The sequence below is a fragment of the Shewanella sp. MF05956 genome (genome assembly GCF_059758055.1).
Genome location: NZ_JCAYNV010000003.1, coordinates 61,142 through 86,986, shown reverse-complemented (window position 1 = coordinate 86,986; position 25,845 = coordinate 61,142). Strand labels below are relative to the sequence as shown.

General features: G+C 42.7%; 18 protein-coding genes, 1 other RNA gene and 2 pseudogenes. 12 read left to right on the top strand and 9 right to left on the bottom strand.

Annotation, left to right across the window (positions count from 1 at the left end; all coding sequences use genetic code 11):
* Window positions 1–26: 26 nt before the first annotated feature.
* The 4 genes from AC19MX_RS04060 to AC19MX_RS04045 all read right to left on the bottom strand — a co-directional run bounded on the left by AC19MX_RS04060 (window position 27) and on the right by AC19MX_RS04045 (window position 4,832).
* Window positions 27–2,492 (bottom strand): peptidase associated/transthyretin-like domain-containing protein, encoded by a 2,466-nt coding sequence (locus AC19MX_RS04060; RefSeq protein WP_498296579.1) that lies wholly within the window; start codon window positions 2,490–2,492, stop codon window positions 27–29.
* A 48-nt stretch (window positions 2,493–2,540) separates the two neighbouring features.
* Entirely contained in the window at window positions 2,541–4,001 is a 1,461-nt protein-coding gene (locus AC19MX_RS04055) for a glycerophosphodiester phosphodiesterase (protein WP_498296577.1), read from the bottom strand.
* A gap of 295 nt (window positions 4,002–4,296) precedes the next feature.
* Window positions 4,297–4,478, bottom strand: a non-coding RNA gene (gene ssrS, locus AC19MX_RS04050) — 6S RNA.
* 45 nt (window positions 4,479–4,523) lie between these two features.
* A complete protein-coding gene (locus AC19MX_RS04045; protein ID WP_188953784.1) occupies window positions 4,524–4,832 on the bottom strand; it encodes a cell division protein ZapA in 309 nt (102 codons plus the stop codon).
* Window positions 4,833–5,054: 222 nt separating this feature from the next.
* Between AC19MX_RS04045 and AC19MX_RS04040 the strand changes: the two genes are divergently transcribed.
* From AC19MX_RS04040 to gcvP, 6 genes are all read left to right on the top strand, one after another.
* A complete protein-coding gene (locus AC19MX_RS04040; RefSeq protein WP_498296575.1) occupies window positions 5,055–5,630 on the top strand; it encodes a UPF0149 family protein in 576 nt (191 codons plus the stop codon).
* Window positions 5,631–5,661: 31 nt separating this feature from the next.
* Entirely contained in the window at window positions 5,662–7,044 is a 1,383-nt protein-coding gene (locus tag AC19MX_RS04035) for a UbiH/UbiF/VisC/COQ6 family ubiquinone biosynthesis hydroxylase (RefSeq protein ID WP_498296573.1), read from the top strand.
* A 24-nt stretch (window positions 7,045–7,068) separates the two neighbouring features.
* Window positions 7,069–8,292: an FAD-dependent oxidoreductase gene (locus AC19MX_RS04030; RefSeq protein WP_432399870.1), complete on the top strand. Its 1,224-nt coding sequence runs from the start codon at window positions 7,069–7,071 to the stop codon at window positions 8,290–8,292.
* Between the two features lie 219 nt (window positions 8,293–8,511).
* Complete coding sequence (gcvT, locus tag AC19MX_RS04025; RefSeq protein WP_498296571.1) at window positions 8,512–9,606, top strand: glycine cleavage system aminomethyltransferase GcvT; 1,095 nt, start codon at window positions 8,512–8,514, stop codon at window positions 9,604–9,606.
* Window positions 9,607–9,747: 141 nt separating this feature from the next.
* Window positions 9,748–10,137, top strand: a complete 390-nt coding sequence (gene gcvH / locus AC19MX_RS04020) for a glycine cleavage system protein GcvH (protein ID WP_432399866.1) — start codon at window positions 9,748–9,750, stop codon at window positions 10,135–10,137.
* 230 nt (window positions 10,138–10,367) lie between these two features.
* Window positions 10,368–13,256: an aminomethyl-transferring glycine dehydrogenase gene (gene gcvP / locus AC19MX_RS04015; RefSeq protein ID WP_498296569.1), complete on the top strand. Its 2,889-nt coding sequence runs from the start codon at window positions 10,368–10,370 to the stop codon at window positions 13,254–13,256.
* 813 nt (window positions 13,257–14,069) lie between these two features.
* Here gcvP and AC19MX_RS04010 read toward each other — a convergent pair.
* Window positions 14,070–14,542, bottom strand: a pseudogene (locus AC19MX_RS04010) (IS4 family transposase); the annotation flags it as partial.
* Between AC19MX_RS04010 and AC19MX_RS04005 the strand changes: the two are divergent.
* Window positions 14,541–14,735: a hypothetical protein gene (locus tag AC19MX_RS04005; protein ID WP_498296864.1), complete on the top strand. Its 195-nt coding sequence runs from the start codon at window positions 14,541–14,543 to the stop codon at window positions 14,733–14,735. The pseudogene AC19MX_RS04010 and the gene AC19MX_RS04005 overlap by 2 nt on opposite strands.
* A gap of 83 nt (window positions 14,736–14,818) precedes the next feature.
* On the top strand, window positions 14,819–15,250 hold the full coding sequence (locus AC19MX_RS04000; protein ID WP_498296567.1) for a hypothetical protein: 432 nt from the start codon (window positions 14,819–14,821) through the stop codon (window positions 15,248–15,250).
* Between the two features lie 194 nt (window positions 15,251–15,444).
* Here AC19MX_RS04000 and AC19MX_RS03995 read toward each other — a convergent pair.
* From AC19MX_RS03995 to AC19MX_RS03980, 4 genes and pseudogenes are all read right to left on the bottom strand, one after another.
* A pseudogene (locus tag AC19MX_RS03995) lies at window positions 15,445–15,635 on the bottom strand (hypothetical protein); the annotation flags it as partial.
* 129 nt (window positions 15,636–15,764) lie between these two features.
* Window positions 15,765–18,086 (bottom strand): P-loop ATPase, Sll1717 family, encoded by a 2,322-nt coding sequence (locus AC19MX_RS03990; protein ID WP_498296565.1) that lies wholly within the window; start codon window positions 18,084–18,086, stop codon window positions 15,765–15,767.
* A 36-nt stretch (window positions 18,087–18,122) separates the two neighbouring features.
* Window positions 18,123–18,605 (bottom strand): hypothetical protein, encoded by a 483-nt coding sequence (locus AC19MX_RS03985; protein WP_498296563.1) that lies wholly within the window; start codon window positions 18,603–18,605, stop codon window positions 18,123–18,125.
* A gap of 436 nt (window positions 18,606–19,041) precedes the next feature.
* Window positions 19,042–20,622, bottom strand: coding sequence for an isocitrate lyase (locus tag AC19MX_RS03980; RefSeq protein WP_498296561.1), 1,581 nt, complete (start codon window positions 20,620–20,622; stop codon window positions 19,042–19,044).
* Between the two features lie 109 nt (window positions 20,623–20,731).
* Between AC19MX_RS03980 and AC19MX_RS03975 the strand changes: the two genes are divergently transcribed.
* The 4 genes from AC19MX_RS03975 (at window position 20,732) to AC19MX_RS03960 (ending at window position 25,749) form a co-directional block, all read left to right on the top strand.
* On the top strand, window positions 20,732–21,682 hold the full coding sequence (locus tag AC19MX_RS03975) for a LysR family transcriptional regulator (RefSeq protein WP_498296559.1): 951 nt from the start codon (window positions 20,732–20,734) through the stop codon (window positions 21,680–21,682).
* A 340-nt stretch (window positions 21,683–22,022) separates the two neighbouring features.
* Window positions 22,023–24,203, top strand: a complete 2,181-nt coding sequence (locus AC19MX_RS03970; protein WP_498296557.1) for a malate synthase G — start codon at window positions 22,023–22,025, stop codon at window positions 24,201–24,203.
* Between the two features lie 284 nt (window positions 24,204–24,487).
* On the top strand, window positions 24,488–25,213 hold the full coding sequence (locus tag AC19MX_RS03965; RefSeq protein ID WP_498296555.1) for a CBM9 family sugar-binding protein: 726 nt from the start codon (window positions 24,488–24,490) through the stop codon (window positions 25,211–25,213).
* Window positions 25,214–25,278: 65 nt separating this feature from the next.
* Window positions 25,279–25,749, top strand: a complete 471-nt coding sequence (locus AC19MX_RS03960) for an acyl-CoA thioesterase (protein WP_498296553.1) — start codon at window positions 25,279–25,281, stop codon at window positions 25,747–25,749.
* Window positions 25,750–25,845 lie beyond the last annotated feature (96 nt).

The window sequence follows — 25,845 nt, the reverse complement described above, 5'->3', positions numbered from 1 at the left end:
TTTATTGTTATTAAGCTAAAAGCTGTTTATTCAAAATTGATGTCAAAACTCGTTTCATCGGCCTTCAAATAAACCCACTTTCTCATCGGCTCTTGTCCTGGTGCAGAGACTTTAATGTCGTAACTGCCTGCAGGTAACATCATGCCTGCTTGATACTTGGGTTTTATGTTCATCACTGAAACCTTGGCTTTGGCAATATTGCTGTTAATGGTGAGTGGCAATAAGGCTGAGTTTTTAGGTGATGATGTAACGGTTTTAGTTGAATCATGTGTGGGCATTACTGCTAAATCAAAGCGATCAATCGATTCACTGATGGCATTAAATCCTTCAGTAATAAACAAGCGTTGATCGATAGATGAACCGATAGGCTGCACCATAGGTAGGGTCACTAATAACCATTTAAGTGTATATGACACTGTGGCGGAATCATTCTTTTCCATTTGATCAAAAAAGTAATGCATTGATGAGCCAGGCATAGTGTATTGGTTACCGCCCATTGATAACGGAACCACAAATATTGACGCGAGTAATACCGTTGATATCACCGGCTTTATCAGGCGATTAGGCTTAACGCCAGGCGTCAAGGACGCCCGTTTAGCTTGTACTAGCTCGACTGCTTTCATCGGGAGTTTTAATACGGTAAGTAACACTAATGCTAAGCTAATCGCCATAGAAATTGGCGGAATAATGGTTGAACGTAATGCCGATTTACCCGTTGATTCAAATGCACCGCCATCGGCAAATTCAACTTGTTGAGCTTCGAGCACATTCAGATACTCAGTGGTTTTACGTTTGATATTAGGTTCAATGATGTGTTGTTTAAATTCGCGATTATTCCAATCCGCTAGTGTTGGGTTGACATACAGCTCTTTCATTTCTCGTTGAATACGCTGTTGGATCATGCCTTGTTGCTGAAATGCTTGCCAACTCAAATTAGGCGGCATGTCGCTACCCTTGGCTTTCATTTTGGTTCGCCACTCGGCATCGGCTTGCTGACGCACTTTTTTAGCGACAGCAATATCAAAACTATTGCGATCAGTTATTGACCAAGAAGGGGATAACGTTAAGCCTTTTTGCTTTAGCTTCTTATTGACTTTGATGCTAGTCAGCTCATGTACTCTAAACTCATGGATTGAGTTAATTCCTAATGGGTAACCTCCTGATTCTTTACTAAAATCAGGGGCCATTTTTACCATCAGCACGCGTTTATAATGTTTTACATCGTTGGTATATACCATTCGATGATCTTTAAAGCCTGCATCACCGCCTGTTACTGCATCTGCTGCTTGCATTGCCGTGAATAGACCTAAAGTCATAATGCCCGAGATAATAGAATTACCGACATTTTCTGACGTTGAAATCTCTTCGCGAATGAGCCAATCATTAGGCGGAATATAAGGAATGCCGTATTTGGCTATTTCTTTGTCATAACCTTTTTGCAGTCGCTCAAAGCAGCTATCTTTACTACTGCCACTTTTCTTTTCAGCACATTTATTACGACGTTCAAAATAATCATACAGTTTAGGCGCAATTTTTTGTGCACGAGATTCTACTCTTGCTTCATACGCCTTGGTGCCTTTTTGATATTGTTCCCAACCTTGCTTAACTTGATTTTGGGTATCTAACCAGTACGAATCAGACCGAGTTTGTACACTGCCTAGTGCTTGATTATATTGATTCGATCCCGTGGCGTACTCGGTATATTTATTGCGAAGTGTTTGGCGGAAATCATCATAGTGACGATAGTGTTCATCAAAACGAGACATTGCCCGATCGCGGACAAATTTTTCCATTATCAGACTTTTTTTGTTTTTTAAATCGGCCACTAATTTATCGTCAGCGTAAACCAACCCACCAAATACTGAGAGAAAGGTTTTTTCGGTCGCATTGTGTTCTTTATTGGGATCGTACTCTATGCCTTCGAATTTGATTGAGTTTTCAATTAATGCACTGCGAAGTAACTGTGACAAGTAAGCTTGTTGACGTTCAGCAGGCGTTGATGCATCAATAATAAAATGATCGACTAACCATTTTTGTCCAAAAAATACCGTTGGCCACACAATGGCCGCAATTAAGGTGAAGTAACCTAAGGCGCGCGACACTTTAGCGACTCGTTTACCTTTTAATAATAAATCTGCTAACAGTAACGTCACACCAATACCGCTGATGGTTCGGCCAAAAAGCTCAACCAAGCGTAAGTCTTCCATACTGGAGTTTCGTCCTCCAGCAACATCGGTTAATGCTGCATTAAATACTGCTTCCGGGAACAAATACACTACGGAACAAACGAACATCAGCAACATCCACCAGAAGGGTTGGCCCGTTTTACTAATCTGGGCTTCAACGGCTTGTTGCTTTTCTACTTTTTTGGCGGTTGATTGCTGACTTTTTTGTACTTTTTCCAGCTGTTTTACCGCGGATTCCATTTTCTTTTGTGTCGGGGCGCTGTTCAGCAAGTTTGTTGCAAATGGGCTTTTGTTATCTTCAGTCATATTAATCTTTATCAACCATCATCTTTTTATCGTTATGCTTTTTTACCGCTATTTAGCCTGGCGCTGGGGGAGCCTTAAAATAATTGTCTCGCCAGTATCGTTATCAATTTTTTCATCTGTGATTGTAGGAAAACCATGCTCTAACAATGGGGTAGGAATATTATTAGGCACCACTTTTACTGGTGGACGGCTAATTGGAGCAAGGCCAGAATCTAATGACAAATAGTAACCTTCAGTTTGATATCCACGCATTTCGTTAAAACGGTCAAAGTCAGCATCTTGTGGTAAAGAAGCAATATAACGACCAAGATGGCTTGATGGCTCATAGCGTTTAGCCGGCACAGCCGCATTAAATAAGCGTTGGCAAATTTTATAAGGCGTTGCATCAACAATGGCGCCATCAGGTAATTGTACCGTGGTTAATTTAATTAATTGTGACTGGTGATATTCGCTGCCATTAAGTGAATAGGTGTAGACCTTCATACCCAGTTGGTGAGCGTCATGTTTAACGTTTGGATGCTGCATAAAGCTGCGTATATCCAAGTGGAGTCCTGAATTATCACCGAGCTTTTTGTGTATGGCAGAGAGTGACGATTTTGCCGTATAGTCTTTATAGCGTGAGCGGTAACGTTTGGTGCCGTATCGCCCTACGAGTTCAAGCTTACTTTGATTATCTAAGTAATAAGCATCGTTTTTGACGCCGTTACGCAAATCAGCCGTTAATTTTTCAATGCTTGTAGGGTGTCCACCCTGAATAAACCCTAAATACACCGATGGATTAATGCCTCGTAGCTTATAGAGTATTTCTTGGTCCGCGGCTGAATAATAAAATCCTCCTAAGCCAATATATTTTCGGAGCATATTATCAAGCTCAACGAGTTTTTGGCCGTTGGTATCAGATTTTATCTCTACATTGAGTTGTTGATTATTATGGCGATATGCTGCAAAGGTTTTAAAGGCTTCAACAGCGGCAATAGGGCGTTGGTCGAGCAAATTGTTAGTTTGCTTATCGCGTAGTTTGAGATTGGAAAACGCCTGAAAGCTCATGCGATTGAGTTTAAATCGTTCGCCAGTGTAATACACGGTCGCGCGGCCTGTCTGGCTATCGTGATGATTAACCCAGGTGCCATCTTTAAGCAGCATTACGTCAATTTCAACACTATTAAAGTTATCATTTAACGCCGACGCGATGGCATTTGCACTGCTTTCTGGTTGTCTAAAATCACCTCGATGGGCTGATATTTCTAGCTGACATTGGGCGGTAGACAGCATTTTGATATTGCCATTATTGGCTAGGTATAAATTCCGGTCACCTAAGCTCAACTGAGTATCAATAATATTCAAGCCCTGGGTAGCAGCATCTGTTGGTAAGTGAGTTAACTCGAGAGGAATAACATTAACCGGTTTAGCTGGAGAGGGCGTAGGGAGAGATTTACAGCCTGTTAACGAGAACAGCAGAAAAGCAATAATGATGCCGCATAACTTCAGGCTAAAGGTAAGACTTGTCATAATCCATAAATACAAGCTATTAATATATAAGGCTTTATACATTAATGTGTTTTGTAACACAACCTTATGAATAAAGTTACTAAATTTAAAAGTTTAAAATGTGAATGGATGACTGTTTTCTAAAGCGAACGGTTACTTAATATACAGAAATGGCAATGAGATGCACCAATTTAGGTCATTAGTGACAGATTGAATAACATCATAAGCGGGGGCACAAGATTGATGCTATTAAGGTAACACAGTGATTTGAGATTAAATCGCGATGTAAACGCGACTGTGAAGTACAAATGATAGGATGCTCCCCAGAACACCGCTGCCGGCGTAGCCCTTGAACCGTAGGTTCAAGGCGGGTAAATGTTCATCTCCTAAGGCTTCTCGGTACGAGCCGAGCATGCACAATGTCAACAAAAGCATTCACCCTGGGTTTGTAATTATCGGCACAGGGACATAGCCAGTTCGCGCATATCCCAGGGAGCAAAACAGGGTAGAATCAAGTATTACACTTAATTCTGAATTCTTAGTTTAGTCATCCTTGCGGCTTCGTTCAACCAATGATGTTTCCAACGTCGATTGTAATAACGAAATACGCTCATCCATTTGCGCCATATATTGCTTATTTTTTTGCTTTTCTTCAAACAACTCATTGCCAATGTTCAATGCAGCCATGATGGCTAATTCTTCACGGCTTAAATTGTTAGTACGCGACTTTAAGGTTGTCAGTTGGTTTTCAACTTCTCTGGCAACGGTGCGTAAGGCATCTTCGCGTCCTTTTGGACAGCCAATAGAGTAGGTGCGCCCTAAAAGGGTTATATCAACAGCACTGTTACTCATAATGTCGCCCCAATCCTTAGTCAGTTCGCGAACTATATAGGGCTGAATTTAAAAGCGCAAGGCAACAGCGGCCCTTTTTAACGATTTGTTGTTTGAGTGAACAAATCGCCTGCAATCATTGTATTACTATTCACAAATTTGATCACATGTCGCGCTAGTATTTGGAGCATCATAGTAACTCTGCTAGCATTGAGACAGATATCGCGCTATTAGGAAAAAACCATGGCAACCCCACCTTCTTTATGTATCGAAAATCTTAAAAAAGCCTTAGATGCGGCCGAAATTGGTCAGCACCCAGTAGAAGTGCACGGTGCACTTGTTGGGCTAATTTGTGGTGGTGTACAACAAGACAATTATGCGTGGTTAAAACCGCTGGCAGACTTAATGAATGATGGCCAACCGCTAGAGTCTAACCTACAGCAATTAATTGCTGAGCTTTACCAGGACACCGTTGCTCGTCTAGCAGATTTTGAATTTGGCTTTACCTTATTACTGCCAGAAGAAGAAGTCTCGCTTAGTCACCGTGTTGAAGCACTGGCCCTGTGGACGCAAAGCTTTTTAACCGGCATTGCGATTATTCAGCCAGAACTGGCTAAAGCATCACCGGACGTGCGCGAAGTCATTAAAGATTTAGCAGAAATTGCCCAGGTTGAATTTGATGTCGGTGATGATGACGAATCAGAAACTGCCTACGTTGAATTGCAAGAGTTTGTCAGAATGTCAGCCATTTTATGTTACTCAGAGTTTGGCCTAGACATGCCATTAAATGACACCGACCAGTCATCGACTATTCATTAATTTTTAGTTTTCATTAGCAGCGGCGCAGCGTATGACCACAGCACATCATTCAACTTCACCTCAAGCTGTCGACATTGCCATTGTCGGTGGCGCGATGGCTGGGGCGACATTAGCCCTAGGATTAGCCAAGTTATCTGCATCACTCGCACGCCCGCTGCGTATCGCCTTAATTGAAGCTCATGTTGCTGACAATAAACACCCAGGTTTTGATGCTCGCTCCATTGCCATTGCGCATGGCTCTATTTTTGAACTGACTCGTTTAGGCATTTGGCCAAAGCTCAAGCATTTAGGCACGCCGATTGAAAACATCCATGTGTCCGATCGCGGCCACTTTGGCATGACCGAGCTTAATGCCAAACCGTTAGGCTTAGATGCGCTAGGGCAGGTGGTTGAGCTGGCTAAAGTCGGGAACGTATTATTTGATGAACTGGCTAAATCGTCGGTACAGGTTTATTGCCCCGCTAAGGTCACCGCTTTACAGGCCCAGCAAGATGGCCATGTGTTGTCGTTAGATGACGGCAGCCAATTACATTGCCAATTGCTGGTGGCCGCAGACGGCGCGCACTCTGTGGTACGCCAGTATTTAGGCCAAACAACTGAGCAAGTTGATTTTCAGCAAACGGCTATCGTTGCCAATGTCACCACCAATCAACCGCACCAGCATTGGGCTTATGAGCGCTTTACCCAAACAGGCCCATTAGCCTTGCTGCCGATGCAAAACATGACCGCATTCTCAGCGCAATCTAAAGCATCATCGACGCAAGCCAAAGAGCCCTCAGCGCAATTAAAAGAGTCCTCAGCGCAATTAAAACAGTCCTCAAATCAATTAAAACAGCCATCTGCGCAATTAACAGACTCTGGCAAAGGACAATCGCGTTTTTCACTGGTGTGGGCATTGCCGCCAGCGCAAGCCGATGAATTGACAAACGTCGATAAAAGCGAATTTTTAGCCGCATTACAACATGCCTTTGGCCACCGCGTCGGCCAGTTTGTCGATGTTGGCCAGCGTGTCAGTTATCCGCTTACCTTGTCATACATGCCAAGGCCGATATATCACCGCTGTGTGTTTGTCGGTAATGCAGCGCAAACGTTACACCCCATTGCAGGGCAAGGCTTTAACCTTGGCCTGCGTGATGTGGTGGGCTTGTTAGATGTTATTGAAACCGCACTAACGCAAGCCAATAGTGAAACTGAAGTAAAAGTCGATCTTGGCAGTAGCGACATCGTGCATCAATATTTGGCCGCACGCCAACAAGACCGCGACAGCACTTTACGTAACATCGAATTTTTAGTCCGTGGCTTTTCCAATCAATATTGGCCATTAGTCGCAGGGCGCAGTATTGGCTTGCGCTTATTGTCTTGGCTGCCGCCGTTAAAACGCCCCGTAGCACAAACTGCCATGGGCTGGCGTTAACTCATTTTAAGGTAAGGATTGACCATGTTTTCAACCAAAACATATGATGTAGCCATCGTCGGCGGTGGTATGGTCGGGCTCGCAACTGCCATTGGGTTAGCCAATGCCGACCTGAATGTGGTGGTAATAGACGCAGGCACAACTCAGGCCGTCAGTGGTGAACCTAAATTACGTGTTAGCGCCATCAATAAAGCCAGCCAACAACTGCTGGAAAATCTCGGCGCATGGCAATACCTCGACGACAGTCGCATTAGCCCGTATCAAAAAATGTCAGTGTGGGACAAAGACGGCCTAGGCAAAATTGAGTTTGATGCTCACAGCATTAGCGAAACCTATTTAGGCTCGATTATCGAAAACGATGCCATTAGTCATGCCCTTGCCAAACGTGCCAGTGAAATCAGTAATCTTACCCACCTTGAAGACCAACGCCTTGAGCGTGTGGCCTTTGGCGAGCGCGAAGCCTGGCTTACGCTCGCCAATGGCGACAATATCAGCGCTGCGGTGGTGGTTGCTGCAGACGGTGCCAACTCGTGGGTGCGTCAGCAATGCAGTATTCCATTAACATTTTGGGACTACGGCCACCACGCCATTGTCGCCACAGTGCGCACCGAACTTGCTCATGATGCTACCGCCAGACAAGCCTTTTTACCCGGCGGCCCGTTAGCCATGTTGCCACTGTACCAAGATAACTTATGTTCCATCGTGTGGTCAGTGTCGCCCGAGCAAGCTGAACACCTACAAGCTTTAGACGATGTCGAATTTGGCAAAGCCTTAACCGCTGCCTTAGATGGTCGATTAGGTGTGTGTAGCGTTGAGAGCGAACGGCAATCATTCCCGCTGCGTATGCGTTATGCGCGCCACTTTGCTCGCCACCGTTTGGTGTTAGCCGGTGACGCTGCTCATACTATTCATCCGCTAGCTGGCCAGGGGGTAAACCTTGGCTTTTTAGACGCCGCCAGCATTGTCGACACCTTTACCGAACTGCACCAGCAAGGCAAAGATTTAGGTGAATATAGCCATTTACGCGCCCTAGAACGTTGGCGAAAAGCCGACGCCATGGAAATGATTGCCATCATGGAAGGCTTCAAAAGACTGTTTGCCGGCAGTAACCCGCTTAAAAAAGCCATTCGTGATATCGGTTTAACCCTGGTCGATAATGTCGCTGGGCTGAAAACAGTGTTCATCAAACAGGCTATGGGTAACAAAATGACATTACCTAAACTTTGCCGCGAATCAATTTCATCTTAGCTAATGTAGAAAGTTGTTTAATATCAGGCAATACAGCCAAATCAGTCATTTTATTGTAAAAAGTTATGTAAAAAAATTACAGCAATGGATTAGCTAAACTAATGCGACAAACCTCGGATTAGAAAAATTTTTTGTATACAAAACAGGTCTGCGGAGTATAATTTTGACCGCATTTTATCAAAGACCTACATAAGAAAGGCCTCAAAAAAAGGGATAATAATGGCTAGCAAAACTGTACTTTTTAACAAGCATTTAGAATCGAAAGCCAAAATGGTTGATTTTCATGGTTGGGAAATGCCGATTAACTACGGCTCTCAAATCGAAGAACACCATGCAGTGCGTCAAGATGCGGGCATGTTCGACGTATCGCACATGACAGTGGTTGACGTAACCGGCAACGAAGCTTGTGCCTTTTTACGTAAGTTACTTGCTAACGATGTCGCCAAACTCACCGTTGCGGGTAAAGCCCTTTACGGCGGCATGCTAGACGAAAGCGCTGGCATCATCGACGACCTTATTACCTACTACCTCACCGACACTCATTACCGTGTAGTGGTCAACTCAGCCACTCGCGACAAAGACTTAGCGTGGATCAACAAGCAAGCGGCCGCGTTTGATGTTGTGGTTACCGAGCGTCCTGAACTGGCAATGATTGCCGTACAAGGCCCTAACGCTAAAGCCAAAGCCGCACAGGTATTCAACGCCGAGCAAAATGCAGCCGTAGACGGCATGAAGCCATTTTTTGGCGTGCAGTCAGGCAGCTTATTTATTGCCACAACTGGTTACACCGGCGAAGCAGGCTACGAAATCATTGTTCCAGAAGTCGAAGCAGAAGCCTTATGGCAAGCATTATTAGACACAGGCGTTAAGCCATGTGGCCTAGGTGCACGCGACACTCTACGTTTAGAAGCGGGCATGAACCTATACGGTCAGGACATGGACGAGTCAATTAATCCATTAGCCGCCAACATGGGCTGGACTGTCGCGTGGGAACCAAGCGATCGTGACTTTATTGGCCGCGACGCACTGACCGCCATTAAAGCCGCGGGCACCGAAAAATTAGTCGGTTTAGTCATGGAAGAAAAGGGCGTTTTACGCCATGATATGGCTGTGTTCTTTACCGACGCAGACGGTGTAGAGCATCAAGGTGTGATCACCAGCGGTTCGTTTTCGCCAACGTTAGGTTACTCTATCGCTATGGCCCGCGTGCCTAACGGTATTGGCGCTACCGCCGAAGTTGAAATGCGTAAAAAGCGCGTCACGGTCAACGTGATTGCACCCAGCTTTGTGCGCAACGGTAAACAAGCCTTTTAAGTGTGAGTAAACCACTGCTGCGCTAGAGTATTACGGTGTGTTGAACATCTTCAACAGTACCGCATTTACTCAAGTCGGGTGATGGTTACCCCAAAAAATTATTGATTAAGCACTAAAACATTTGATAAAGGAACAACAGCAATGAGCACTATTCCAGCAGAATTGAAATATGCATCTTCACACGAATGGATCCGTAAAGAAGCAGACGGTAGCTACACAGTAGGTATCACTGAGCATGCTCAAGAGCTTCTTGGCGACATGGTATTCGTAGAATTACCAGAAGTAGGCGACACCGTTACTGCTGGTGAAGACTGCGCAGTAGCTGAGTCAGTTAAAGCTGCATCAGACATTTACGCGCCGATTTCTGGTGACGTGATTGCCGTAAACGAAGCATTAGAAGACTCGCCAGAGTTAGTGAACAGCGACGCATTCGGCGACGGTTGGTTCTTCCGTATTATGCCATCAGATGAGTCAGAAATTGATTCATTACTTGATGCAGACGGTTATCAAGAAGTGATTGACGAAGAATAATCGCCAACCACAGGAAGCTCCCTAGGGAGCTTCTTTGCTATGTATCTTTAGCATTGCGCTAAATGCATCGCCAAATGAAGCGCTATTGTTCGGACCTATGGCAACGATAAGCCAAGGGCGAGGGCGCAACATTTAAACCCTTAACGGGTTAGTCACGTATTACACGTTTTCACCCTTTTCCAGTTCTGTGCCCTACCGCCTTAACTGGTCGATTTGGAACAAGGTTTATCATGACCAAGCAAACCCTGACACAACTAGAACAGCACGAACTTTTCCTTACTCGTCATATCGGCCCAAATGCAGAACAACAACAAGAAATGTTGAACTTCATTGGCGCAGAATCATTAGACGATTTAACCGCACAAACGGTTCCGGGTAAAATTCGCCTTCCACAAGATCTCACCATCGGTGACTCATGTGGCGAAGCCGAAGGTATCGCTTATATCCGCGACATAGCAGACAAAAACACAGTCTTTAAAAGCTATATCGGTATGGGTTACTACGGCGTACAAGTACCAAATGTCATTTTGCGTAACGTATTTGAAAACCCAGGTTGGTACACAGCGTACACGCCATACCAGCCTGAAATCGCTCAAGGTCGTCTCGAAGCGATTTTAAACTTCCAACAAGTGTCGATGGACCTAACCGGTCTTGACCTTGCATCAGCATCATTACTCGACGAAGCCACCGCAGCAGCAGAAGCCATGGCGCTGGCTAAGCGTGTGTCTAAAGCTAAAAAAGCCAACATCTTCTTTGTGGCTGACGATGTGTTCCCGCAAACCCTAGACGTAGTGAAAACCCGCGCAGAATGCTTTGGCTTTGAAGTCGTCGTTGGCCCAGCCAATGAAGCGGTAAACTACGAATTATTTGGTGCCTTATTTCAATACACCAACCGTTACGGCCAAATTACAGACTACACCGAACTGTTTGCCACACTGCGTGACAACAAAGTCATTGTGACCGTTGCCGCTGATATTATGTCGTTAATGCTACTTAAATCACCAGGCGCCATGGGCGCAGACGTGGTATTTGGTAGCGCGCAACGTTTTGGCGTACCAATGGGATACGGCGGACCACACGCAGCATTCTTCGTTGCCCGTGACGAACACAAGCGTTCAATGCCAGGTCGTATTATTGGTGTGTCAAAAGACACCCGCGGCAACAGCGCATTACGTATGGCCATGCAAACGCGCGAGCAACATATTCGCCGCGAAAAAGCCAACTCAAACATTTGTACCGCGCAGATTTTGCTTGCCAACATGGCCTCGTTTTATGCTGTGTTCCATGGCCCACAAGGCTTAAAAACCATTGCATCACGCATTAATCGTTTAGCTGACATCCTGGCCGCAGGCTTACAAGCTAAAGGCCAAACGTTAGTTAACAACACCTGGTTCGACACCATCAGCGTAAAAGACGCCGACGTAGCCGCCATCAATGCGCGCGCTATTGCCGCACAAGTTAACTTACGTATCGACGCCGACGGAATATTGGGTATCAGCCTAGATGAAACCACTCTGCGTCAAGATATCGCAGTATTGTTCGACGTGATTTTAGGCACAGGCCACGGCCTAGATGTTGCTGCACTCGATGCCGACATCGTAGCCAATGGTAGCCAGTCAATTCCTGAAGCACTTGTGCGTCAAGATGCGGTGTTAACTCACCCAACGTTTAATCGCTACCAGAGCGAAACCGAGATGATGCGTTACATCAAGCGTCTCGAGAATAAAGATTTAGCCTTAAACCACTCTATGATTTCGTTAGGCTCGTGCACCATGAAGCTTAACGCCGCTGTAGAAATGCTGCCAGTCAGCTGGCCAGAATTTGCTAACATGCACCCATTCTGCCCATTAGATCAGGCCCAGGGTTACACGCAGTTAATCAATGAGCTATCTGAGTATTTAGTTAAAATCACCGGTTACGATGAAGTGTGTATCCAGCCAAACTCAGGCGCACAAGGTGAATACGCGGGTTTACTCGCCATTAGAAAATACCACGAGTCTCGCGGCGACGCGCACCGTGACATTTGCTTAATTCCGCAGTCTGCTCACGGCACCAACCCAGCATCGGCGCAACTTGCCGGTATGAAAGTGGTTGTCACCGCATGTGACAAGCAAGGTAACGTTGATTTAGAAGACTTACGCGCTAAAGCATCTGAGTTAGCCGACAGCTTATCGTGCATTATGATCACATACCCATCGACTCACGGTGTGTACGAAGAATCTATCCGCGAAGTCTGCGAAATCGTCCATCAATATGGCGGTCAAGTGTACCTAGACGGCGCCAACATGAACGCACAGGTTGGGGTAACATCACCAGGCTTTATCGGCGCAGACGTATCGCACTTAAACTTGCACAAAACCTTTGCTATCCCGCACGGCGGCGGTGGTCCAGGTATGGGCCCAATCGGTGTTAAAAAGCACCTTGCGCCATTTGTGGCAGGCCATGTAGTGGTTAAGCCAGGCCGCGAAAGCGACCATAACGGCGCGGTATCTGCAGCACCTTACGGTAGCGCCAGCATCCTGCCAATCAGCTGGATGTACATCAAGCTGTTAGGCACCAAAGGCATTAAGCAATCAACCCAAACGGCATTGTTAAACGCTAACTACATCATGAAAAAGCTATCAACACATTACCCAGTGTTGTTCACCGGCCGTAATGACCGCGTAGCGCATGAATGTATTATCGATTTACGTCCATTAAAAGAAACCTCAGGCGTGACCGAAATGGACATCGCTAAGCGTCTTAACGATTACGGATTCCATTCGCCAACCATGAGTTTCCCTGTAGCGGGTACCTTAATGATTGAGCCAACGGAATCAGAGTCTAAAGTTGAGTTAGATCGCTTCATCGAAGCCATGATTTCTATTCGCGGCGAAATCGCCAAAGTAGAAGCAGGCGAGTGGCCAGTAGACAACAATCCACTGCACAATGCACCGCATACGCTAGCAGACATTATGGACACAGAGTTTGATTCACGTCCGTACAGCCGCGAAGTAGCCGTGTTCCCAACAGCAGCGGTTAAGGCGAATAAGTTTTGGCCAACGGTGAATCGTATTGATGATGTGTATGGGGATCGCAACCTTATGTGTAGTTGCGTCCCACTCAGTGACTACGAATAAATGATAATGACTACTTGGCCTCGATAATACGGCGTCAGCCGACACTTTTCTCTTCTCATTGACACAAGTCAACTCCGAGGAGAAAAGCATCGGCTTCCTTGTCTTCTCATCGGCAGTAACGCCATTATCGTGGTAGTGGACTTCAGTTGAAGTTTTAGTATTTAAAAGCGACCGAAAGGTCGCTTTTTTGTGTTCGATACATCAGGTATGTTTATATTTACGTCTTTCCGGCAATGCTTTTTAGCCGGAATCCAGGTGTTTGCTTGTTGCTTTTATGGCCTGCGGCCACTAACGTCGTGGCGCTTCACCCACACCAGACCAAGAGGAAACCAACAGCTATTCCCTCTTGGATCTCCCAGCTGCCACATCAAAATTATCTGAAAAGCGATAATTTCGCGACGTGGTTGAATCCAGCTTTTGACCGCTCTTGTAACCGTCTTCGGCCTTATTCGAAAATGCTAACGCTTCCGATGGTACATCCTGTACCGCGAAAGCTAGCCTGACGTCCTGTCAGGCTCACGCATTCACTTGCAAAGAGTCTTCAACGGCCTCAAGTAAAATGGAGCCTGCAGATATAATATCTAAAGCATTAAAAAGCGGACCGGTTGGTTCGCTTTTTAATTTCCGTCATTCCGGCAATGCTTTTGAGCCGGAATCCAGGTGTTTGCTTGTACTTTTAGTGTCATACAGTTTATTTAACTATAGTTAATAACTACTACACGTGAGTGAAACACTAAAACCTATAAATGGCACAGCATTAAAACCTATAAATGGTATGACACTAAAATCTAAAAGTGGCATGAAGATATGATTAATTTTAACCTGAAAGAGCAGATGAGTTTTAGGTTTCTCTTTTTTGTTTAGCTGATGTATTTCTTCATAAAGTGTCAATGAGTGTCCTTGAGCCGCCAAAGATGCTCGAATGAGAAAATGCTGCTTACGGTCATCAAGATCTGACCAATCGATATGAATAATGGGTTGCTTCATTTTTCCGACTAGCAAGGAGGCCATACGGATATAAATGAACTCAATATCACGATGAAGATGAGGATTACGACAAAGCCTATCAACCCGCTTAATCTTATATTTTTCCTTGGCTTTGCTTTCAATATCACCGCCAAGCCCTGTGATTGATAATGCTCTACCATTCATTGAGCTTTCAATGGCAGGGAACAGACTTTGTCGGCGAGTTTTGTGCCTCTTTTGCGCATCTTTTGTGCGTCTTTAGCGATAAAAGGGCGGGTGACAAGTGAGAGGCATTTTGATAAAAGGTGTTTTGCATTCATGGCATTGACTGGTGGTAATTTTTGTTTGGCGATAAATTTGATCACCAAAGGTCATGAATGTTCCTTAGTTTTTAACCTATCTCATTATTTTTATTTATTCTTTTTTGGGGTGTCAGGCTCTGCCCACGCTTATGAACTTATGCACTTATGTGATGTCCATGATAAGTACAACAAAGTGACAGCTTTAAATTAAAAGAGTGTATGTTTTAAATTTTTTCTGAAGAAATTTTAAATAGATTTCAAATTAGTTTATTTTTAACAAGGTAATTAAGGATTATGAAGCGTATATTTGTATTTTTAATGATTTTTTTGGCTGTTTCTGGGTGCAGTAGTATACCGCTAACAACAATGTATAAAATGATGAGTGTCAATCCATTAGAACTTGAACCTGGTGAGATTGTTGTCGCTGTTCAAGCCCCAAATGGAATAGTTGTTAATAATAACGATGTAGTGATTACATTTAACTTTAAAACTAATGACCCTAACTATAGTTTTGAGCATGAATTTTTTGTAGAAGTGAATGATCAATATGTATTACCTGATGAGTTGAGACAAAAAAGCGATATTGACAGTAAATTTTTTATTTTAAAATTGACAAAAGATGATGCGTTAAAAATGCTACATGGGCAGGAAATTGTAAAGAAATATAGAATTAACAATAGCGATGGTGCTGGTAGTTTTAATCTTAGCGTCGAGTCGGCATGTTAAAACAGTCAGTTCTCCATTAATAATAATGAATTAAATGTGTATTTAAAACTTAATGACAATGATGATTTTTTTACATTTATGGAAGACCTAAACGTGTTAGAACTTGGTGAAGATAAGCCTGGTTATTTTAAACCTATTACGTTTTGTACGTAGGCACAAATAACATCACAAATAACATAGATACCCATGATTATTGCATTACTTTCAATATCACCGCCAAGCCCTGTGATTGATAATGCTCCACCATTCATTGAGCTTTCAATTGTAGAGAACAGACTTTTTCGGCGAGTTTTGTGCCTCTTTTGCGCATATTTTGTGCATCTTTTGCGATAAAAGGGCGGGTGACAAGTGAGAGGCATTTTGATAAAAGGTGTTTTGCATTCATGGCATTGACTCGTGGTAATTTTTGTTTGGCGATAAATTTGATTACCCAATGCCATGAATGTTCGTCAGTTTTTAACCTATCTCATTATTTTTATTCATTCTTTTGTGGGAATTCGTCAGACTACATTTATTATTTATTATCAATCATTAGTGAAGGCCAAAAAGCTGGGTTGATTAAATAATCTAGGTCTCCCTTGTTTTTAATTATCCCCGCCATTAACTTCATGCTGTAATTGAAATTATAGATGTATTTAGGCTCATCTTTAATTATTGGACCAATGAATCCATACCATAACAATAGCTGAAATATTTTATCAAATATTTCATTTTCGACACCATAATTACTTAAACTTGTAAATATATCCGTTTTACTTACAATAGATTTGCTACCAATGAAAGCATAGAGTATATCATCGCCATTATTTTCAACATCATTTATCTCATAACCAATATCAGTTAAGAGATCTGTTGAATAAGCCGCAAGTCCTTTTTCAATATCTTCTTCCAGAATTCTTTCATGATTAAGATTTATAGCGAAACTTTTACATTGATTTATTAGATTTAATAAAAATCTTGGTCTCATAAGCGAACGGTCAATTAGATATTGTGAGCTATCTTCTCCTGAGTAATGGCTTACACAAACCGTAGGCCATAATTTTTCGAATTTTTCATCTCCTTCTATATTGTTAGATATAATTCTTAAGCGGACTAGTTCTCTTAATAAATCAGGATCTGTCCAGTCTAGAAGTACACTAGCCTCTTTCCCCCTATCAGATGTACCTTTTACTAATAACTCGTATACATCATTACGTAAAAAAACGATTGTATTAACATGAACGTTAGATTTACTAAATTGACGTTCTATTTTTTTTGTTGCATCAATAAGTCCTCTAATTATAAGAAGGTCTTCATGTTCAAGTCCTGAAGTAGGCCAGCCTTTATCGATGTTATCGAACAGCAGCCAACATACTTCTTTTTTACCCATATAATCTACTACTTGTTTAGACAAATCTCTCATATCATGACAGTAGAGCATTTCTGTTATTTTGGATGCTGATAACCTAACATTAGATCTATTACTGTATTGAGATCTATATTCAGTAGATATTTTCTCCATTAAAGAACTCATTCTTTCTGAAAAATCACCATCGGTTTCATAACCATCTGCATGATAAAGATCGGCCAAGGCACGATAAGGTTCATATAATGTATGGTCGTGTTTGTGCTGTTCTTTATCTTTTTCAAGGATTTTATAACATATTTCAAGGAGTAAAACATATTCCCAAAAGGCCATTATTGTATGTTGAAAAGTACCTTCTTCGAGGAATGATAAAATTAGTTCCTTAAATTTTATTAATTTATAGCCGTCAGGTTTTAAATCTAAAACTATGTTGCCTTTCTTATTCCTTTCTCTGTCTCTTACTTGCAAAAATATAGCTGATTTGCCAGAACCTTTTCTTCCCACAATTATGTTTGCTTCGCCTCTGAGTGATTTTAAAAATTGGTCAGTTTTTAAATAATAACTCTCCAATGTTCGCATCTCGTTTTCTGCCGAAGTCGCTCCCAAATCGAGTGATTGGAGAAATGTATCTGTACTTGTTGGTTTTGCTTTTGTGTCTTGTTGGAAAGCTTCTGCAACTTTTCCTGCAAAATCAGCTATATGTTCATTTATGTCATCTGGATGGTATGTTGTACAAACAAAGTCACGATAATCTAAAGGAACTGGTTCATCTCCGTTTTGGAGTATACAAAGGGCTTTGGACATGCCATCAGCTAAACCAGCTATAAATGCACCTCTCATATTATGAATGTCTGAATTAACAACGGTATTAGATAGTAATGGAACTACAACTCCATGAGACTGGGATACTTGATCTATAGCATCATTAGCAGATAATCTAGGTTGCTCGTTTGGGTCGAAAGATCGAAATAAGAATCTTGCTTTTTTTATACGAGAAACAATCCTAGACGCTAAATCTGTTTTGTGTAGCCCTTCTAATAGATAAACAGGTGATTTAATATTAATTTTGCTTGAGATATTAAGAGGGCTCAAATGATTTGTTGATTCAATGAATTCAATTAGTTCATGAGAGTTTTGATATTCCTTGTACCCAAGTGTATCAAATATTCCTATTTCTCTAATAGTGGGGCTTGCTTCCTTAATACTTCTATTTTTAGTAAGTAATATACGCTTCCCTTTTCCTATCGCGTACCCAACCTCATAAGTGACATTAAAGTTTAATACAGAAATGTCCGCTATTAAAAAATCGCAGGAATTAATACTTTCTAAAACTTTTTCAGAAATAAAGTGGCCAGGTATATCAAGAGCCTTCCATGTTTCAACTTCAACTTTTGAACTAGTATGCAAAGCTTTAACTGCTTGCTCAATAGTCTGACCAATATCAAGGGGGGAAGACGCGTATGCATAAAAACCTAGCTCTTTATTTTTCACAATTAAATTCCTTATTAATTAAACTATTTTTACTTTTCACTTCTCCGCCTCACTCTTCCCTAAACACCACTGTGCCACTCGATAAACAATGGCATCAACTTGTTGTTGGTTGAGTATTGGAGTCCTGACAGATGGCAAGGTTTTAACCAACTGCATATTCTTCAGCTCTCTACTACAAACAAGTGAAAACGGTGAATTTACTTGGTTAGTGGGTTCTTTGTTGGTGAATGTTCGCCAGATAGCTAACAAATGATTGAATGGCAGTGCAGCGAGTATTGTTTGTCGCGTTATTTGTTCAGTTGGACTAAAACTGCTCCACGACAGAAAGCATAAGCGGCTGACTTTAAAATACAGTGGCTGTAAGCCAAATGCGGGAATACGTTGAAGTTGGTCTCGGTCGACAGGTAGTTTTACCGTGCTGTCGCGATGTTTCAGCAATACAAACATCACCCCAAGGGTGACGAACATGCTCGAAAGAACAATGGCTACTGATAATAAACTGGAGGATAAACTTGTCATTGTCGTCCTTGCACGTAATGTGACCTAAGTAGTTGGTCGCAATTCTAAATCCATGAATCTGCTAGATTAATATACTCCGAGTTTGGCAATAATGTAAGTGGAAATTTTCATCAATCGTTAAGCGTGCAGTTGAGCTAAATGGGCTGTTGCAGTCGTCAAAAATATCATTGCAGAATAATGGCTTGTATCAGTGTGTTTCTTAATGGGTAGCTGTAAAGAAGGCGTAGAATCAGCTGTAATGACACTGCTACTACTTTACCTGTACGTGACACATAAAAAAGGCCTGCTTATTTTAAGCAGGCCTTTTGGGTTTAGTTTTAGCTGTTAGTCATGTTCACTTCAAAAACATCGCTTAAGCTAGTCACTATTTGGGTAATTTACTTTCTACAAAAGCTATTTACAAGATCAGTCTACACAAGCAGTTATAAAAGCTGTTTTAGAACTGGTTCATTGTGTTGTCTTTACCAGACGCTTTAAGCGCTTGGTCACCAGAGAAGTACTCTTTATGTGCATCACCCATATCTGAACCAGCCATGTTTTGATGTTTAACACAGGCGATACCTTGACGGATTTCCTTACGTTGAACATTGGCAACATAACCCAACATACCTTGGTCACCGAAGTACTCTTTAGCCAAGTTGTCGGTAGACAGTGCAGCTGTATGGTAAGTCGGTAGTGTAATAAGGTGATGGAAAATACCTGCTTCACGTGCCGAGTCAGCTTGGAATGTACGAATTTTTTCATCAGCTTGGATAGCAAGCTCAGTGCCATCGTAATCAACACTCATTAATTGAGGGCGGTCGTAAGCTGATACGTCTTGTCCTGCTTTTTGCATCGCATCAAATACTTGCTGACGGAAGTTAAGCGTCCAGTTAAACGATGGCGAGTTGTTATACACAAGCTTAGCGTTAGGGATAACTTTACGGATTTCGTTAACCATGCCACCGATCTGCGATACATGCGGCTTTTCAGTTTCAATCCACAATAAATCAGCGCCATTTTGCAATGAAGTAATACAGTCAAGTACACAACGCTCTTCACCGGTACCAGCACGGAACTTAAATAAGCCATTTGGTAGACGAGCCGGTTTAACCAGTTTGCCACCTTGCTTGAATACCACATCACCGTTTTCAAGTTTTGCTGCATCAACGGCTTCAACTTCAAGGAAGCTATTGTATAAATCGCCTAGATCGCCAGCTTCTTTAGTGACAGCAATTTTTTGAGTTAAGCCAGCACCTAATGAATCGGTACGCGCAACAATCACGCCGTCATCGATACCAAGTTCTAAAAATGCATAACGAACCGCGTTAATTTTTGCTAAAAACTCAACATGTGGCACGGTGACTTTACCGTCCTGGTGGCCACACTGTTTTACGTCTGACACTTGGTTTTCTAATTGAATACAACAAGCACCGGCTTCAATCATCTGTTTTGCCATTAAGTAAGTGGCTTCTTCGTTACCAAAACCGGCATCAATGTCGGCAATAATCGGTACAACGTGGGTTTCGAAGTTTTCAATTTTGTGTTGAATCGCTGCTTTATCTGACTCTTTGGCCTTATCTAATTCGCGGAAAAGACCACCTAGTTCACGGGCATCAGCTTGACGTAGGAAGGTGTATAGCTCTTTAATCAACGCAGCAACAGAGGTTTTTTCATGCATAGATTGGTCTGGTAATGGACCAAACTCACTGCGCAGTGCGGCTACCATCCAACCTGAAAGGTATAAGTAACGACGCTTAGTGGTTAAAAGGTGTTTTTTAATCGAAATCATTTTTTGTTGGGCAATAAATCCATGCCAGCAACCTAAAGACTGAGTGTACTGCGATGAGTCTTTGTCGTAGTTGTCCATGTCTTCACGCATGATCTTGGCAGTGTACTTTGCGATGTCTAACCCAGTTTTAAAGCGATTTTGTAGACGCATACGAGCGACTGACTCTGGGTTGATGGCATTCCATGCACTACCTTCTGAATTAATCAAGGTGGCAGCTTCATCGATATTATTTTTGTAGTGAGTCATGTGTTTATTCCTTAACAAATAGATTAGCGGCAATTGATTACGTTGAAAATAATAGCTAGATTTGGTTAAATAAGCCTAATTTATACTTACTATTTTCGGTATTCACCATATGAATGTATCTCGTATCGACTTGAACCTCCTTGTTTATTTAGATGTTTTACTGCGTGAAAGAAATGTTACTAAAGCGGCAGACCAGCTTGGGATCACCCAGCCTGCAATGAGTAACGGCCTAAAACGCTTACGAAACTTGTTTGATGATCCCTTACTTATTCGCACGAGTCAGGGTATGACGCCGACCGAACGCGCAAATGAATTACAACCCATTATTAGTGAGTTGATTATTGGGCTGGAAAAGGCCGTACAACCGCGTGCCAATTTTGATCCACTCGACAGTGATAAAGTCTTCCGTGTTATGGCAAGTGATTATGCTGAAGCGACGTTAATTCCACCACTTATTGCCAAGCTTCGTACTCAAGCGCCCAACGTTATTTTAGATATCATGACCCCAAGTGATGTCAGTTTCCCTGATGTAGAACAAGGAAGAGTCGATATGGTGATCAATCGTTTCGACAGTATTCCGCAATCATTTCATCAAAAAGTATTGTGGAGTGATGATTTTAGCTGCTTGATTAGTAAGAATAATCCTGTTTTAAAGAAGTTTTCTTTAGACAGTTATTTAAAAGCTAAGCATGTGTGGGTGAGTAAAACAGGAATGGGCGTTGGGGTAGGGATGAACCCAGATGATGTTCAGCGTTTAGGTTGGGTAGATGAAGCATTAACGCGAATAGGTGTTAAACGCCAGATCACCGTTTTTACTCGCCATTATCAAGCGGCGTGTTTGTTGGCTGAGCAACAAGATTTGATCGCAACCATACCAAGTAAGATGGCGCGTCATCATATCAATAATGATCGGGTGAGCATTGTGCCGCCGCCATTTATTATCCACCCCATTGCATTAACTATGGCCTGGAGCCCTTTGCTTCAGAATAATCCAGCGCATCAGTGGATGCGTCAACTTATCACTAAAACCGCAGAAGAGATAAATAGAGGCGACGTTTAATGTTATTGGCATTATGATATTTAGTTACCTATATGTTGTAAAGTAACCAAAAAATGCCATTTTGCCATATCTTTGGTGAATAGTGGTGATAACGGGTATAAATTGGATAAATAAGATAACTTTGATATAGAGTAAAGTATTACTGCGTATGAACAGTATGCTGTTAACAGTGGAATGAGTTTGCGCTAGTGATTTGGACTAATGACTTATTGCTAATGATTTGGGGCTAATGATTTAGGACCAATGATTTATGGCTAATGATTTTGGGCTAATGATTTAGGGCATATGATTTATGGCTTAGTTTACGGTCAACGCACAAAAATTAAGGTAGGGATTAAACATGACAGCACGTATTCAAGTAGGTGGATTACAAATAGCGCAAGCATTGTGGCAGTTGGTCGACAGTGACATTTGCCCGGATACTGGTATTGATTCAGCGACCTTTTGGGCAAAATTTGAGGATATTATTAACGAATTTTCTCCGGTTAATGTGAAGCTGTTAGAAAAAAGACAACAACTACAACAGCAAATAGATCAATGGCATATTGACCATCCCACCAAAGATTTTGACCCTGCAACATATAAAGCTTTTCTGTCTGAAATAGGTTACCTGGTGCCTGAAGGTGAGGCTTTTCAAATTAGCACTGAAAACGTAGACCATGAAATTGCCGCACAAGCGGGGCCACAACTTGTAGTGCCAGTTAAAAATGCGCGCTTTGCGCTTAACGCTGCCAATGCGCGTTGGGGCAGCCTGTATGATGCGCTATATGGCACAGATGCGATATCTGAAGAAGGTGGCGCAGAGCAAACTAAACAGTACAACCCAGTACGCGGCAGTAAAGTTATCGCTTTTGCCAAACAACACTTAGATACCGCTTCGCCTTTAGCACAAGGCAGCCATGCCGATGTGACCCGTTATTACATCGACGCAGGTGTGTTACGGATGCAATTAACTGACGGCTCGACTACCACTTTAGCCCAAACCGATAAATGTGTGGGTTACCAGGGTAGTGCCGATGCACCCAGTGCTATTTTGTTAGTGAATAATGGTCTGCATATCGAAATTCAAATAGACCCAAGCAGTGTTATTGGTGGCAGCGATCGCGCTGGCGTTAAAGACTTACTGGTTGAAGCCGCGGTTACCACCATTATGGACTGTGAGGACTCTGTCGCTGCAGTAGATGCTGAAGACAAGGTTGAAGTTTATCGCAATTGGTTAGGTTTGATGCAAGGTAACTTATCTGCCTCGTTGACTAAAAATGGTAAAGAGATCGTTAGAGAACTTAACGACGATCGCGTTTATACCGCTACTAATGCCCAGAGTGCCAAAACAGTTACTTTACCCGGCAGAAGTTTGCTATTTGTGCGTAATGTAGGTCACTTGATGACCATTGATGCCGTGCTGGATAAAAATGGCAACGAAATACCTGAAGGAATACTTGATGGCATGATCACTGTGCTTGCTGCGATGCACGACCTTAAAGGTAACAATAATGGTCGTAGTAATAGCCGCAAAGGTTCGGTGAATATTGTAAAACCTAAAATGCATGGCCCTGAAGAAGTGCAATTTACCTGTGACCTGTTTACTAAGATAGAAGATGCGCTCAAGCTGCCGCGTAATACGATTAAGGTCGGCATTATGGATGAGGAGCGCAGAACGACACTGAATTTAAAAGAGTGTATTAGGGCTGCGAAAGAGCGCGTGGTGTTTATTAATACTGGCTTTCTTGACCGCACCGGTGATGAGCTGCATACCTCAATGCTAGCAGGCCCGTTTGTGCCTAAATCGGTGATGAAGCAGCAAAAATGGATTAGTGCTTACGAAGATTGGAATGTTGATATTGGGCTTGAATGTGGCTTACAAGGTCGTGCTCAAATCGGTAAAGGCATGTGGCCAATGCCAGATGAAATGGCAGCAATGCTTGAACAAAAATCGGCTCATCCTAAAGCGGGTGCAAACACCGCATGGGTGCCGTCGCCAAATGGTGCCGTGCTGCATTCTACGCATTATCATCAAATTAATGTGGCAGAGGTTCAGCAAAAAATTAAGCAACGCCCACGTGCTAGCATTGACAGTTTGTTGACCATTCCTTTACTTGCTGAAGGGGTCACACTTACCAATGAGCAAATTGCTTTTGAACTGGAAAATAATGCCCAGGGTATTTTGGGGTATGTTGTGCGCTGGATTGATCAAGGCGTAGGCTGTTCAAAAGTGCCTGATATTAATAATGTCGGCTTGATGGAAGACAGAGCAACCTTGCGGATTTCATCGCAATATTTAGCTAATTGGCTTGAACATGATTTATGCAGTGAAGTGCAAGTGATGGCGGCGTTGAAAAAAATGGCCGCGGTGGTCGATACGCAAAATGCCGGTGATCCGCTGTACACTAATATGGCGCCTCACTTTGACGGCATCGCCTTTAAAGCAGCATGCGATCTGATTTTTAAAGGTAAATCTCAACCTTCTGGTTACACAGAACCTTTGCTACATGCTTATCGAATTCAAGCTAAAGCAGGTTAATCTTACTGTTAATACTGGCTTTAAGCTTATGTCGTTACGCAATTAATAAGCCCTGATCTTGCAAAGATTAGGGCTTTTTTTGTGGTCGTTTTTTAGTTGGTGTAAGAGTGATGTCAGAGTAAATTTTTAAAGTACTAGCTAGCCTACAGGGTTTTGACCAGATTGTTTGACCGATTTATTTCAGACATCGCTAGATGCAAAGCTTTTAAGTGTGGGTCTCATTTATGATTGTTTTCAAAGCCAGATTAAGCGAGGCTATATAAAACTGACTAGAGATGAGCCTGATGAAATATTCGTTATTTGCTTTGGGGTTACTGTTAAGTAGCCAGACTCTGTTTGCTATGGATGTTGAATATACTGCAACGCCTATCGATATTGATGGGGTTGCTGATCCTGCCTGGCAGAAAGCGAAGTGGCATACGATGCCGTATTTAATGGATGGGGTATTGCCCGATTCTGCGAGTGATTTTAGCGGGCAATATAAGTTGATGTGGGATGAGCATTATTTGTATCTGCAAGCTGAAATTACCGACGATGTATTGCTTGATACCCATGCCGACCCAACGGTAAATTATTGGGATGATGACACCTTAGAAGTGTTTATTGATAGCGATGCTTCGGGTGGCGATCATCAATTTAATCACAGTGCATTTGCTTACCATATTGGCTTAGATAACCAGGCGGCTGATTATGGCCCAGACAAACAAGCTCACCTGTATACGTCGCATTTAAAGAGTCGTTGGCTGCGCAGTAGTGAGGCGCCTTACAATGTGATTTGGGAGGTGGCGATTAAGCTGTATCCTAATGATTTTAAACAAGGCCAAGAAGATAAGCCATTACTGTTAACACCGAATAAAATCATCGGTTTTATGCTCGCCTATTGCGATAATGATGGCAGCCCAGTAAGAGAGCATTTTATGGGCTCTCATGAGATTACTCCGGTTAATGGCGATAAAAACAGAGGGTTTATTGATGCCAGTGTGTTTGGCAAAATAACCCTGAAACGCTAGGGCCTGTTAATCTTTCAAGGTTGTTTGTGCGTTTAATCGATTTTAATTACCAATAGGCGAAACGAATGCCCGATCCAAATAACACTATTTCAGCTCAACAATGGCGGCATGCCGATCCTTTTATACTGAGTTGGACGGTTAGCCCAGATCAAATTGATCATTATCAACATGCCAATAATGTCGCGTATGTGAGTCAACTAGAGCAAACCTCCTGGGCACATTCTAATGCGCTAGGGTTAACGATTGAGCAATATAAATCGTTAGATAGAGGCATGGCGATTAGCCGCCATGAGATTAATTATTTGGCTGCGGCTTATCTTAATGATGTTATCGATTGTGCCACCTGGATTGTTGAGTGCGATGGCAGGTTAAAGCTGGCGCGCCATTTTGAGTTTATTCGCCGCAGCGACGGGGTATCTTTACTCACGGCCCGCACCGAGTTTGTGTGTATTGCCTTGTCTAGCGGCCGCCCAAAACGCATGCCTGAAATATTTGCTGATATTTATGGCCGAGCTAACATTCAGATTAACGAGTAGCATTCAGATTAGCGAGTAGGATCACAGTGTAGCGTTGTGCTTATTAGTTAAGGTTGTTAGCGTAACGTTTTACTTTTGACTAGTATTTAACCTATG

Bases quoted from the DNA above. Each gene is read 5' to 3' on its own strand.
- AC19MX_RS04060 (WP_498296579.1), bottom strand. From the start codon at position 2,492: ATGACTGAAGATAACAAAAGCCCATTTGCAACAAACTTGCTGAACAGC.
- AC19MX_RS04055 (WP_498296577.1), bottom strand. From the start codon at position 4,001: ATGACAAGTCTTACCTTTAGCCTGAAGTTATGCGGCATCATTATTGCT.
- AC19MX_RS04045 (WP_188953784.1), bottom strand. From the start codon at position 4,832: ATGAGTAACAGTGCTGTTGATATAACCCTTTTAGGGCGCACCTACTCT.
- AC19MX_RS04040 (WP_498296575.1), top strand. From the start codon at position 5,055: ATGGCAACCCCACCTTCTTTATGTATCGAAAATCTTAAAAAAGCCTTA.
- AC19MX_RS04035 (WP_498296573.1), top strand. From the start codon at position 5,662: ATGACCACAGCACATCATTCAACTTCACCTCAAGCTGTCGACATTGCC.
- AC19MX_RS04030 (WP_432399870.1), top strand. From the start codon at position 7,069: ATGTTTTCAACCAAAACATATGATGTAGCCATCGTCGGCGGTGGTATG.
- gcvT (WP_498296571.1), top strand. From the start codon at position 8,512: ATGGCTAGCAAAACTGTACTTTTTAACAAGCATTTAGAATCGAAAGCC.
- gcvH (WP_432399866.1), top strand. From the start codon at position 9,748: ATGAGCACTATTCCAGCAGAATTGAAATATGCATCTTCACACGAATGG.
- gcvP (WP_498296569.1), top strand. From the start codon at position 10,368: ATGACCAAGCAAACCCTGACACAACTAGAACAGCACGAACTTTTCCTT.
- AC19MX_RS04005 (WP_498296864.1), top strand. From the start codon at position 14,541: ATGGCATTGACTGGTGGTAATTTTTGTTTGGCGATAAATTTGATCACC.
- AC19MX_RS04000 (WP_498296567.1), top strand. From the start codon at position 14,819: ATGAAGCGTATATTTGTATTTTTAATGATTTTTTTGGCTGTTTCTGGG.
- AC19MX_RS03985 (WP_498296563.1), bottom strand. From the start codon at position 18,605: ATGACAAGTTTATCCTCCAGTTTATTATCAGTAGCCATTGTTCTTTCG.
- AC19MX_RS03980 (WP_498296561.1), bottom strand. From the start codon at position 20,622: ATGACTCACTACAAAAATAATATCGATGAAGCTGCCACCTTGATTAAT.
- AC19MX_RS03975 (WP_498296559.1), top strand. From the start codon at position 20,732: ATGAATGTATCTCGTATCGACTTGAACCTCCTTGTTTATTTAGATGTT.
- AC19MX_RS03970 (WP_498296557.1), top strand. From the start codon at position 22,023: ATGACAGCACGTATTCAAGTAGGTGGATTACAAATAGCGCAAGCATTG.
- AC19MX_RS03965 (WP_498296555.1), top strand. From the start codon at position 24,488: ATGAAATATTCGTTATTTGCTTTGGGGTTACTGTTAAGTAGCCAGACT.
- AC19MX_RS03960 (WP_498296553.1), top strand. From the start codon at position 25,279: ATGCCCGATCCAAATAACACTATTTCAGCTCAACAATGGCGGCATGCC.